This is a genomic window from Sunxiuqinia sp. (assembly GCF_055140945.1).
Map to the genome: position 1 here is coordinate 1 of NZ_JBSQYS010000022.1, position 13,003 is coordinate 13,003.

10 protein-coding genes are annotated in these 13,003 nt (G+C 38.6%); 4 read left to right on the forward strand and 6 right to left on the reverse strand.

Going from position 1 to position 13,003, the window contains the following annotated elements:
* Positions 1–85: 85 nt before the first annotated feature.
* Complete coding sequence (locus tag ACTB00_RS11560; RefSeq protein ID WP_463300076.1) at positions 86–1,474, forward strand: tetratricopeptide repeat-containing sensor histidine kinase; 1,389 nt, start codon at positions 86–88, stop codon at positions 1,472–1,474.
* 5 nt (positions 1,475–1,479) lie between these two features.
* Here ACTB00_RS11560 and ACTB00_RS11565 read toward each other — a convergent pair whose 3' ends face one another.
* Both ACTB00_RS11565 and ACTB00_RS11570 read right to left on the reverse strand, forming a co-directional pair.
* A complete protein-coding gene (locus ACTB00_RS11565; RefSeq protein WP_463300077.1) occupies positions 1,480–2,028 on the reverse strand; it encodes a DJ-1 family glyoxalase III in 549 nt (182 codons plus the stop codon).
* 110 nt (positions 2,029–2,138) lie between these two features.
* A complete protein-coding gene (locus ACTB00_RS11570; RefSeq protein ID WP_159517076.1) occupies positions 2,139–2,645 on the reverse strand; it encodes an RNA polymerase sigma factor in 507 nt (168 codons plus the stop codon).
* Positions 2,646–3,320: 675 nt separating this feature from the next.
* Between ACTB00_RS11570 and ACTB00_RS11575 the strand changes: the two genes are divergently transcribed.
* Positions 3,321–5,375 carry a TonB-dependent receptor plug domain-containing protein gene (locus ACTB00_RS11575; RefSeq protein WP_463300078.1) on the forward strand — a complete coding sequence of 685 codons (2,055 nt, stop codon included), beginning with the start codon at positions 3,321–3,323 and terminating at the stop codon, positions 5,373–5,375.
* A gap of 64 nt (positions 5,376–5,439) precedes the next feature.
* Here the strand turns inward: ACTB00_RS11575 and argF are convergent, their stop codons facing one another.
* Positions 5,440–6,438, reverse strand: coding sequence for an ornithine carbamoyltransferase (gene argF, locus ACTB00_RS11580; RefSeq protein WP_463300079.1), 999 nt, complete (start codon positions 6,436–6,438; stop codon positions 5,440–5,442).
* Complete coding sequence (locus ACTB00_RS11585; RefSeq protein WP_463300080.1) at positions 6,435–7,412, reverse strand: carbamate kinase; 978 nt, start codon at positions 7,410–7,412, stop codon at positions 6,435–6,437. The genes argF and ACTB00_RS11585 overlap by 4 nt, the downstream gene beginning before the upstream one ends.
* Positions 7,413–7,840: 428 nt before the next feature.
* Between ACTB00_RS11585 and ACTB00_RS11590 the strand changes: the two genes are divergently transcribed.
* Both ACTB00_RS11590 and lolA1 read left to right on the forward strand, forming a co-directional pair.
* Positions 7,841–10,255: a DNA translocase FtsK gene (locus ACTB00_RS11590; protein WP_463300081.1), complete on the forward strand. Its 2,415-nt coding sequence runs from the start codon at positions 7,841–7,843 to the stop codon at positions 10,253–10,255.
* A gap of 16 nt (positions 10,256–10,271) precedes the next feature.
* Positions 10,272–10,922, forward strand: coding sequence for an outer membrane lipoprotein periplasmic chaperone LolA1 (gene lolA1, locus ACTB00_RS11595; protein WP_463300082.1), 651 nt, complete (start codon positions 10,272–10,274; stop codon positions 10,920–10,922).
* 54 nt (positions 10,923–10,976) lie between these two features.
* Here the strand turns inward: lolA1 and pyk are convergent, their stop codons facing one another.
* Positions 10,977–12,398: a pyruvate kinase gene (pyk, locus tag ACTB00_RS11600; RefSeq protein ID WP_463300083.1), complete on the reverse strand. Its 1,422-nt coding sequence runs from the start codon at positions 12,396–12,398 to the stop codon at positions 10,977–10,979.
* A 95-nt stretch (positions 12,399–12,493) separates the two neighbouring features.
* A complete protein-coding gene (gene aroQ / locus ACTB00_RS11605) occupies positions 12,494–12,913 on the reverse strand; it encodes a type II 3-dehydroquinate dehydratase (RefSeq protein ID WP_463300084.1) in 420 nt (139 codons plus the stop codon).
* Positions 12,914–13,003 lie beyond the last annotated feature (90 nt).

Here is a 13,003-nt window from a genome sequence, read left to right on the forward strand (position 1 = left end):
ATGCCAAGGTGGGCATTAAAAGCCGAAGAAAAATGGCCGGATGGGGCAATGAATACTTGTTAAAGCTGATTGGCAATTAAATTAGATGCGTTTGCCCTGGTATTACAATAAAGCCTTGTTTTTATTTCGGGAATTGAAAAATAAGAAAAGAGAGGCCATCGCACTTAATAATATTGCAAACATCTATCTAAATACAAAAGATAGTATGGAGCTAGCTCTGGATTTTTATAAGAGGGCAGTTGACGTATTTGGTGAGTTGGGTGATAGTCGAAGTGAGGCTTTTGCGCTTGAAGGATTGGGTGGCGCTTATCGTGAACTTGGTCAGTATGAAAGTGCGATCAATACATTTTATAAAAGTTTGCAACTAGCTGACGATTACGAATATTATTTAAAGCAACTTAATTATTTGGATCTGGCTCTTACCTACGAAGAACAAGGGCGAATTGACGAGGCCTATCATGCGTTTAAGATACATGATCAATATCAGGATACCTTGCGTCAGGAAGAACGCCAGAACCAGGTTGCTGAGCTTGAAAAGCGATATGAAACCCAGCAAAAGGAGGCAGAAATTGAGCGATTAAGAGTATCGCGAGAAATTGATCAACTGCAAATAAAGCGTGATAAGGAACTTCGCGCTTTTGGGGTTATTTTGATTTTGGTATTGGTGGCGGCAATATTTTTTGTTTCAGTTGCATACTTAAATAAGAGAAGAATAAATGATCTGTTGAGTTTGAAGAATTTGAAGATTGAAGAACAGCGTAAAGAGCTTGAATTATTAAATGCTTCTAAGAATAAATTCTTTTCAATAATTGCACACGACCTGAAAAATCCGTTTCATACCGTAATGGGGTATTCCTATTTGATACACAAGGAATATGATCGCTTTTCAGACATTGATAGAAAGCAATATGCTTCAGATATTTATAAATCAAGCAATTCTATTTCCCGATTGTTACAAAATTTATTGGATTGGTCCCGCTCCCAAACGGGCCGATTGGAGTATACTCCGCAGGAACTCAATTTTTGCGATATTTATGAAAGTATTGAACAGTTGCTATTGCCAGCTGCAGCGCAAAAAAATATTCAGTTAATTTCAGAAATGCCTGAACAAGTAACTGTTTATGCTGATCCGATGATGATTGAAACAGTTATGCGAAACTTGTTGAATAACGCCATTAAATTTACGAATGAAAAAGGACAGGTAAAAACAGTTTTGAAATCAGAAAAGGAGATGGTAACTGTTTGTGTTGAAGATACCGGAGTGGGAATTAATCCTGACGACCTGAATAAACTATTTCAAATTGATTCAAAAGTAAAACGGAAGGGAACCCATGAGGAAGACGGCACTGGTCTGGGTCTGGTTATTTGTAGCGAGTTTGTCAAGAAGAATGGTGGCCGCATCTGGGCTGAAAGCAAGCTTGGTCAAGGCAGCCGTTTCTATTTTGCACTTCCGAGCAGTAACGGCCATTCCTGATTCTGTTACTCTACTAACATGGCTTTGGACAATTCTTCTGCTTTATCGGTACCAACTATTTCTTCAACGAGCTTAAGGCCAAATTTTAAAGCAACACCAATTCCGCGTCCCGTGATGATGTTGTTAGAAACAGTCGTTGGGTCTTTTAAAACTTCAGCTCCATGTAGTTCATTCTCAAAACCAGGATAGCAAACAGTCTTCTGTCCCTTCAATATTCCTAAATGCCCGAGCACAAGTGGTGCTGCACATATTGCACCCAATAGTTTTTTCTCGTTATTAAACTGCAGGATTTGTTCCCGCAAGCCCTTATGATTATCCAGATTTGTCGCTCCAGGCATTCCTCCTGGCAATACAATTACGTCAATAGTTGAATAATCGAGCTCAGGAAATAGGATGTCTGTAACGATTGGTATTTGATGGCCGCCTACAACTGTTTTTGTATCGGTCATGGAAACCATAACAACATCCAGCTCTGCTCTTCTTAAAACATCAACAATGCTTATTGCTTCAACTTCTTCAAATCCGGTTGCAAAATGTACAGCTATTTTTGTCATATCAGTTTCTATTTTTCGTGGTTCATATTTTACTTTCGATTAAAAATAAAAAAAATGATCCGCAATTGCGAACCATTTTCTACCTGATATAATCATTTTATAGCTATTTACTAGATAGCATATTCTTTTAACGCTTTTTCTAATTTTTTTCTTGTAAAGAAAATGCGGCTTTTTACGGTCCCCAATGGAAGGCTGAGTTTGTCTGCAATTTCTTTGTATTTATAGCCATCCAAAAACATTTTAAATGGAACTTTATATTCTTTCTCAAGAGCATTGATATTTTTAATGATTTCTTTAGAACTGTAAAATGAATCCGGCGACGGATAAATTTTGTCTTTTGAAAACTTTAAATGAAAATCGTTATTTGCTCCATCAAAGGTGCTTTTGGCTTTTACATTCCTTCTGTAGTTATTAATGAAGGTGTTTTTCATGATGGTATAAATCCACGCTTTAAAGTTTGTGTTCTGCGTAAATTTATCACGGTAAGTAAGCGCTTTTAAAAAGGTCTCTTGCAGGAGATCTTGTGCTTTTTCCTGATCTGCAGTTAAACTAAGTGCATAATACAAGAGTTTGTCTTGCAATCCTAAAAGTGCGTTGTTAAATTGAACTTGTGTCATGGCAGCGTGTTTTAAATGAGTTATTGTTTAGAACAAATATAAATAAACAACCCCTCTTTATAAAGGATTTAGGGGTCTTTTATTATTCGATTTTATTTATTTGTGATAAAGAAAATTGATACATGCTGATTATTAGCAGTTAATGTTTAGATACGACATTTACATAAAAATGTTTGACGTTTTGTAGCTGTCGTAAAACAATCTATTTTTATCTGGATTAACTATGAATTATTCTTTTCGTTTTGTATTTTAAAATCTTTATCAAGGGATTTTTCCTTGTAATTTTTAATAGAAAACTGCTATTGTGGATTTTCCATAGTCTCTTTTTATTATGCATCATTTATTTATCAAAGAACTACCTTTCCATACTCAACGATCATGCAGAACCTGTGAGAATTGTTTGTTTTGGACGCATTGAATTGCATATTTTGCTGTTTGTTAGTTTGTTGTGTTTTGTTGAAGGGGGTTGTTTGTGTATAAATGCCACTAACTAATTTGTTTCAATATATCTACAGTCGGGGTATGTGTTCTACAAAATGATCGCTTCACTTATTTTGTACCATAGTGCATAAAATGCTTGTTGCTTTTCAAAATGGCTCTGGAAAACGACTTTCGGATGTAGTTAGATATTTTTACATTTGCCGCTTCTGATTACTTATTCGTGAACAAATTCAAATGAAAAAGTTAAGTTTTAAACACAGTTGGGCAACCAAACTTGTTTTCAAACGATGGAGTGGTCAAAAGTATTCATTATTTCAGGCATTAAACAGACAAGTGCGTATTGGCGTATTGGCCGTTGCTTATTTTATGGTGTCCGGAATTAATGATGCGATTGCACAACCCGATAGTTTGGAAGTAAAGATGGAGTATGATCTTGATGAGATCGAGGTCAGCGCTCAACGAGCACCTGTAACATATTCGCAGGTGGCACGGATTATTTCCGTGATTGAGAAAGATCAAATTGAAGCGGCTCCGGTCAATAGTATTCAAGACCTCTTGGAGTATGCGCTGAGTGTTGACATCAGGCAACGAGGAACACATGGGGTTCAAGCCGATGTTTCAGTTCGGGGAGGTTCTTTCGATCAAACACTCATCCTTTTAAACGGAATTAATCTTTCCGACCCCCAAACCGGTCACCACAGCCTCAACTTACCGGTTAGTTTTAAAAGCATCAAACGTATTGAAATTTTGGAAGGTCCCGGAGCCCGGATTTATGGTCCGAACGCATTTTCGGGTGCTATCAATATCGTTACGGAGCCTGATGATAATGATCAGGCCACTTTGGATGTGACTTATGGGCAACACCAGTTGAGAGATATTAATGTGTCGACAAATAAGCAAATTGGGAAACTGCAGAGTTTTGTTGCTTTCAATAACAAAGCATCCGATGGATACATTGATAACACCGATTTTAAAAGTTCAAATATCTTTTATCATGGAGCCTTGAATAGCGATGCCGGAAAGTTGGAACTACAGGCTGGATTCTCCAACAAACAATTTGGAGCCAACAGTTTTTACACGCCCAAGTATCCGAATCAGTTTGAGGAAACCAAAACCACCTTTGCGTCATTAAAATTTGAAACAGGTGAAAAGGTTCATTTTACCCCAGCGTTGTATTGGCGTCGTCATCAGGATCGGTTTGAACTGTTTCGCGATAGTCCTGCATCGTGGTATTCCGGGCATAATTACCACATGACCGATATTTTAGGAACATCGATTAACAGTTGGTTCTCCAGTGATTTAGGAAAAACTGCGTTTGGAGCTGAGTTTCGTTCAGAAAATATTTGGAGCAATGTCCTGGGTGAAGATTTGGATGAACCGATTGATGTGCCGGGGGAAAACGAACAACAGTTTACGAAATCACATTCAAGAACTATAGCATCTTTTTTTGCTGAGCACACGTTCTATCTGGGAAGATTCACGGCTTCGGGAGGAGCAATGGCTAACTGGATTTCGGATCTTAATTTTGACTGGAATATTTATCCCGGTGTTGATTTGAGTTACCTACTCACTGAAAAACTGAAACTGTATGGTTCATTCAACAAATCGTTGCGAATGCCCACATTTACTGATTTATACTACAATGGCCCAACAAATCAAGGGAATCCGAATTTGAAGCCGGAGCGATCAACAACTATCGAAGGTGGTGTAAAACTGAATAATCGTTATTTGCATTTGCAGACAGGCTACTATCATCGAGTTGGAAAGGATTTGATTGACTGGGTTCGCGAAAGTGAGGATTTCCTTTGGGAAACCCGAAATCTTACAGAAATTAAAAGTGATGGTTTTGAATTTACTGCTGCTTTGTTTGTGCCTGAACTCATTGATGCTCTTTCCTTCGTTAAAAAGATCAACGTTAACTATTCGTACAACTCGCTCAATAGAAGTCAAAGCGAGTTTTTATCGAATTATGCTTTGGACAATTTAAAACACAAACTGGTTATCTCAATCGACCATAAAATATGGAAGAACCTTTTTGCTTCGTGGAACTATCGATTTCAGGAAAGAAATGGAACGTTTACCAAGTTTGAAAATAAGGAGCCTGTTGGTGAAGCAAACTATGCGGCATTTGGGTTGACTGATCTGAAAGTGTATTGGAAAACGCCCAGATTAATGTTATCAGCATCGGCAACAAATTTATTTGACAAGGAATATGTTGATTTAGGTAATATTCTTCAGCCGGGGCGTTGGATTAGTTTTGGCGTTAAATATCAAATTAGATTAAACTAGTAGTAATAATATAAAAGTAATCAGAAAGAAGGGCACTCGTTTTGGGTGCCCTTTGCTATTCCGTTCAGGCCAGCGTAGCAACCATAACTGCTTTAATGGTGTGCATACGGTTTTCTGCCTGATCAAAAACAATGGACGCCGGACTTTCAAAAACTTCATCAGTTACTTCCATCGACTGAAGTCCAAATTTCTCAAAAATTTCCCGACCAACTTTGGTTTCCTGGTTATGAAATGCCGGAAGGCAGTGCATGAATTTTACATCCGCATTACCTGTCAGTTTCATTAGTTCATGGTTTATTTGATAGGGGAGAAGGAGTCTTATTCTTTCCTCCCAAACTTCTTGCGGTTCACCCATCGACACCCAAACATCGGAATACAGAAAATCGCACCCTTTCACTGCCTCCTGCACGTTATCGGTAACAGTAATTTTAGCACCACTTTTTTCAGCAATGCTTTTGCTTAGCTCAATTAGCTCTTCGTTAGGTTGACAGCTTTTGGGTGCCGCAGCCCGAAAATCCATACCCATTATGGCAGCTCCAACCATGAGCGAATTTCCCACATTATTATGGGCATCGCCCAAATAGCAAAATGAAATATTGCCGAGTGGTTTATCTGTATGCTCTTTCATGGTCAGAAAATCGGCTAAGATCTGCGTTGGATGAAATTCGTTGGTAAGCCCGTTCCAAACCGGAACACCGGCGTATTTTCCAAGTTCTTCTACAATTCGTTGCCCAAACCCACGGTATTGAATGCCATCGTACATCCGTCCCAAAACCCGGGCGGTATCTTTCATCGATTCTTTATGTCCGATTTGAGAACCTCCCGGCCCAAGAAAAGTGACGTGCGCCCCTTGGTCGAATGCGGCTACTTCGAAGGCGCAACGTGTGCGAGTTGATGTTTTTTCAAAAATCAGGGCGATATTTTTTCCCTGTAACATTTGTTCCTCAGTACGATTGTATTTCGCCAGTTTTAGTTTCTCGGCTAGTTCAAGTAGTTGATTGATTTCATCGGCTGCAAAATCTAATAGCTTCAGAAAATTTCGGTTTTTAAGATTCAGTATCATGATTTTGTTTTTTTGTTGTCGTAATTCAACGTTATTTTCGATCCATAGGATTTATCTGATAATTTGGTTGCTTCAGTAATAACGCTCTTTTGTCCACCGTTTTCAATAAAACTTAGGCAAGCTCTTATTTTTGGAGCCATACTTCCTTCACCGAATGTACCATTATTCAGATGTTTTAAGGTGTCCTTGTAATTAAGGAATTCAAGTTTTCTCTGAGTTTGCAACCCAAAATCTTTAAAGATGTATGGGACGTCGGTTAAAATGTAAAATTCGTCAGCATGAATGGTTGATGCCAGCAGAGCAGAGCTCATGTCTTTATCAATCACTGCATCTGTTGTTCGAACATTATTATCACTGTCTAAATAAACAGGGATGCCTCCACCTCCGGCAGTAATAACAATATTTCCTTCGCGCACCATTCGCTCAATAATATCTTTGTTGAGTATGTCAATTGGTGCGGGAGAGGGAACAACCCGCTGGAAACTTCCCTGATGTTTTGAACTTGGTTTGAATTGCCAGCCCTTTAATTTCGCGAGCTGATTGGCTTCCCTTTTGCTGTATATTTTACCAATCCGTTTTGTTGGATTCTGAAAAGCATGATCATTTGGATCAACAGTAACCATACTGATCACAGAAATGATATTTTTGCCAATTTTGTGTTGGTTTAGTACGTTGCGCATCATACGTTCAATCATATAGCCAATTCCACCCTGCGAATCGGCAACGCAAACATCGAGTGGCATTGGGGCAATATTGTACATGGCTTCTCCAGCATCATTTCGCATCAGGATATTGCCAACCTGCGGACCGTTTCCATGCGTAATAACTAAGTTGTATCCCTTGCGAATTAGATGCACCAAATTTTCGAGAGTTGCGGTGGTGTTTTGCTCTTGCTCTTCTATTGTTCCAGCTTCATTATCACGTAGCAAGGCATTTCCTCCCAGTGCTATTACTGCCAACTTTTGTTTGTTCATCGTTTTCAAATTAACTGGCTTTACACAAACATAGAAAAATAGGTGTAATAAAAAGGTGACGAAACTACTGGTTGTTTCTTTATTCGTCTGTTGTAGAGCAGAGGTTTTTTGATCGTTTTATTCTGATTGTAAGTAGTGCGAATAATTTAGTGTCATGTTTCGAGTCTTTAACAATTTGTGATAGAAGCGAAACCGAAAATATCAAATAGGTCCGTGACCTTAAGTGTGGTTCTTCTCTTTCAAATTTAGGAAGTCAGAATTCTGTTTCGAAAAAATAAATTCAACCAAAAATACACAGGGATGAAAAAAGTTGGTTTTTTTGAAATGACTATCTGGTATGATTTTTTTTCAATATTTAAGCAGCCCAGAAGGCACGATATGCTGTCCAAATTTCGTTAACTTTGCAATCGAAATTTCAAAAATACCTCATGGCTAAAAAGACCAAAAGAAAACCTGTGAAGAAGAAAAACAATAGTTTGAAAGGACTATTCTCTCTGTTTAAGGGAGATAAGTTTAAGTATACCGTTGGGCTATTTCTATTTGTGTTTGCTCTTTATTTGTTAATTGCATTTATGTCTTTCTTGTTTACCGGACATGCTGATCATAGTAAATTGGATCTTTCGTGGCGTGAATTGTTGGCGAATACCGAAATAAAAGTTAGAAACAAGGCCGGAAAAACTGGCGCATTTTTGAGCGAAGCGATCATTAATCGTGGGTTCGGAATTTCAAGTTTCCTGTTGATATTTATGTTGGTTATTACAGCGTTCCATTTTTTTAAGCGTCCGCTGGTCAGGTACTGGAATTCAATAATACTTGCTTTTGTGAGTATGCTTTGGCTCTCTCTGTTTTTTGGGCTTTTACTAACGGATGTAAATACCGAAAGCTTCCTGTACTTGGGAGGTGAAAATGGTTATTTTCTGGCTGTTTGGTTAAGCTCGCTTGTAGGATATGTCGGCACTTTCTTTATTCTGGTTCTTAGTTTGTTCTTAATCGTGCTTTTCAGTTTTAAAAACTTTATTCCCTGGTTGCAAAAGCTATTTGGTAGAAAGGAGATGGGTAAGACTGAAGAGCAGTCAAGTTCTGTTGAGCAAAGTCAGGATGTTGAGATGGAGGATAGCATTTCAAAAGTTATCGACGATAATGATACCATCGAAACCATTTTTGATCCCGATGAAAATGATCTCGATTTAGATGAATCTATTGATAAGAACAAGATTCAAACGAACGTGCGCGAACAGCTTTCAGGAAAAAGCGGGAAAGAGGAAAATGAAGATGATCTGGAGATGAGTGTTGAGAAGGTGGAAGAGGAGACAGATGAGAATTATGAGCATGAAGCGATGGTTGATTACGATCCAACGCTGGATTTATCAAACTACCAATTTCCATCAATTGATCTGCTTGATGACCACTCTTCAGGTAATGCAGAAGTAAGTAATGAAGAGCTAATTTCGAATAAGAATAAAATTGTTGAAACACTTCGCCATTACAAAATTGAGATTACTAAAATTCGTGCAACGATTGGACCTACGATTACCTTGTACGAAATTGTGCCGGCTCCGGGAATTCGAATAGCTAAAATCAAGAACCTGGAGGATGATATCGCCTTGAGCTTGGCTGCTCTTGGAATTCGGATTATTGCACCAATTCCCGGACGCGGAACAATTGGTATTGAAGTGCCTAATCAAAATCCTGAGATTGTCTCGATGCGATCGATCATAGCCTCCAAAAAGTTTCAGGAAAGCACAGCCGAATTGCCCGTTGTACTTGGTAAAACAATTTCGAATGAAACTTTCTTGATTGATTTAGCGAAAATGCCCCACATTTTGGTTGCAGGTGCTACCGGACAAGGGAAATCGGTTGGATTGAATGCCATTATTGCTTCGTTACTTTATAAAAAGCATCCGGCACAACTAAAGTTGGTTTTAATTGATCCGAAAAAGGTGGAGCTGAGCTTGTATTCGACTATTGAGAAGCATTTTCTAGCCAAACTTCCAGACGAAGAGGAAGCCATTATTACTGATATTCAGAAAGTGAAACATACACTGAATTCAGTCAATATTGAGATGGATACCCGATATGATTTGTTGAAGAAAGCACATACCCGAAATATTAAAGAATACAACAAGAAGTTTATTAGTCGGCGTTTAAATCCTGACAAAGGTCACCGATACCTGCCATATATTGTAGTTGTTATTGACGAATTTGCCGATTTAATTATGACCGCCGGAAAAGAAGTGGAATTGCCGATCGCTCGTATTGCACAGTTGGCTCGTGCGGTAGGAATCCACATGATTATTGCAACTCAGCGGCCATCAGTAAGTATCATTACCGGGGTAATCAAGGCGAATTTCCCGACACGTATCGCTTTTAAAGTAGCGTCGATGATTGATTCACGTACTATTTTAGATACTTCAGGAGCCAACCAGCTAATTGGTAAAGGTGATATGTTGATTGCGATGGGCAGCAGTATTACGCGTTTACAATGTGCATTTCTTGATACTCCGGAGGTCGACCGCATTTGTTCGCACATCTCGGAACAACAAGGATATCCAACTGCTTTTTTATTGCCTGAATATGAAGGGGAAGATGCTGGCGGAGTTCCGGGAACAGACTTAGCTAACCGGGATGAAATATTCGATGATGCCGCACGCATCGTGGTGGTCAATCAAATGGGTTCAACTTCAATGATTCAGCGTAAATTTTCGATTGGTTATAATCGGGCTGGCCGGATTATGGATCAACTGGAAGCTGCAGGCGTAGTTGGCCCGAGTGAAGGAAGTAAGGCTCGTCAGGTGCTTATTCAGGATGAATATAGTTTGGAACAGTTATTGAATAGCATGTAAAAATTCAAATATAGAAATGAAGAAACTAGTAATTTTATTGACCGTTGCGTTGTACTGGAGCATTGGCTTTGCCCAGCAAGATCAAAAAGCCAAAAGCATTTTAGAAAAGGTAACCGAAACCACGCAAGGATATTCGACCATTCAAGCAACCTTTAATTACATCATGGAAAATCAAACAGAAGGAATCCATGAAGAAAACAATGGCCAGATTTTATTAATGGGAGATCAATTTCACTTAAGTTTAGAAGAACTGGGCATGGAGATTTTCAACAATGGGGAGACCGTTTGGACTTATATGAAAGATGCCGGAGAGGTAACCATTGCTGAGGCTGATGATGAGATGAATGAAATGATGGATCCTTCGAAATTATTTACCATTTATGAAGAAGGATTTGCCTATAAATTTGTGGAAGAAAAAACAGTTGGTGGACAGGGGGTTTATGTGATCGACTTATTTCCTGACAATGAGGAAATAGAGTATACGAAAATCAGAATTCAGATTGATAAAAAGCGCATGTTGATCAAGAAAGCTGAAATGGTTGGTCGTGAAGGAAACAACTACATTGTGGAGGTGAAGAACTTAGAAACAGATGTTCCGGCAACGACAGCCGATTTTAAGTTTGATTTGTTGAAGCACCCTGGTGTTGAGAAAATTGATTTGCGATAGATAACATAAAAAAAGGAGCTTTAAAGCTCCTTTTTTTTGTTCTATAATTTGTAACTATTCTTTTTCTTTGTAGGTTAAACGTTCAACGGTTGAAATTTCCATGAAGGTTGATCCACCGCCAATACCGAAACTTCCACCAACGTATACCACGTTATCATCATTAACGACTTTTCCTTTATTTACAAGTTCTTTTAATGAAGAACGAACCATTTTAAATTTGTTCTTTTTAGGCTCAACTAAGAAAGGTCGAACACCATACGAAAGTGCTAATTGACGAACAACTGGCATTTCGTAGCAGCTGGCGTAAACCGGGTTCTTTCCGCGGAAAGCAGCCAAGTAACGAGCCGTTTTCCCGGTAAGGGTGTTGGTTACAATTGCTCTCGTTTTTAATTCATCTGATGCTAAAATGGCAGCTTCAGCCAAATAGGCAACAACTTCGTTATTTACAGCAGGAAGTGTAATGTCGTTACGTTTATCTTTGCTGCTTTCAACTTGCTGTGCAATGCGGCTCATGTATTCAACCGACTCAACCGGATATTGTCCGTAAGCGGTTTCTCCACTAAGCATGATAGCATCAGTTCTTGAGTAAATCGCATTTGCAACATCGCTTACTTCAGCTCTGGTCGGACGTGGGTTGTCGATCATACTATGCAGCATTTGAGTAGCAATGATTACTGGCTTCTTTCTCTGAACGGCTTTTTTGATCAACATTCTCTGGATGCCAGGTATTTTTTCCGCCGGAATCTCAATTCCAAGATCTCCACGAGCCACCATGATTCCATATGCGTGATCCAGAATCCCATCGATATTATTTACGCCATCCCAGTTTTCAATTTTAGCAATAATCTTGATCGGACTATTGAGTTTGTCTAACTGCTCTTGCACTTGAATAACATCTTCTTTATTACGAACGAAAGAATGTGCGATAAAGTCAAGTTCATTTTTAGCAGCAAATTCGATAAATGTTTTATCTTTTTCAGAAATAGATGGGAGTTTTACACTAAAGCCGGGCGTATTTATGCTTTTCTTGTTCTTGATCTTCCCGGGATTTTCAACAAGACACAAAACATAGTCTTCAAATTTCTCCTGAACCGATAGTTCTAATTCTCCATCGTCAATTAATAATGTTCCGTCGGCTGGTATCTCTACATGAAAATTATTGTACGATACCATCATGGTAGGGCGGCCTTTTTCACTTTTACGGTCAAGTCCCGAAACTTCAACAAGATCCCCTTTCTCTATCTCAATTGGGCTTTCCATATTTACAGTTCTAATTTCAGGCCCTTTTGTGTCAATCAGTAGTGCTATTGAATCTGATACTGATCGTATATTGTTTACCATTGTCAAGGCTGTTTCCTCGGTGATATGCGCCGTATTTAACCGGGCGACATTCATCCCCGCTTGATATAAGGCTTTGACAAACTCCGGTTCGCACTTTAGGTCTGAAATCGAAGCAACAATTTTGGTATGTTTCATTACATTCATTTATTACATTATCGGCCGGCAAAATTAGACTTTTTTCTTATAGTGTAAACAAAAGGACCTTTTGAGATCGTTAAATGATTTTAAAGTTAACGTTGTAGAAAACTTTCAATCCCTAAACGGTATGAGTCGAGGCCAAAACCCATAATACTACCCTTACAGGCGGGCCCTATGATTGATTTGTGTCTGAATTTCTCTCGGGTTAAGATGTTGGATATATGAACCTCAACAACTGGCGTTTGTATGCCGGCGATGGCATCTCTAATAGCAACCGACGTATGCGTATAAGCTCCAGCATTAAAGACAATGCCGTCATAGTCAAAGCCTACTTCGTGTATCTTATTTATTAATTCGCCTTCAACATTCGATTGATAATATGTTAGTTCATGCTGAGTAAACTGTGTCTGAAGCTGTTTAAAATAATCTTCAAAGGAGGAATCACCATAAATATTTTTTTCTCTTTTTCCTAGTAAGTTTAGGTTAGGGCCGTTGATTAACAATATTTTCATTTTTATTGTGCTTTATATTAAAATTTTAGTAACTTTAGCCGATCTAACGACGTATTGATAATTATGTATTCTTGGGGAAGAAGCTATCGT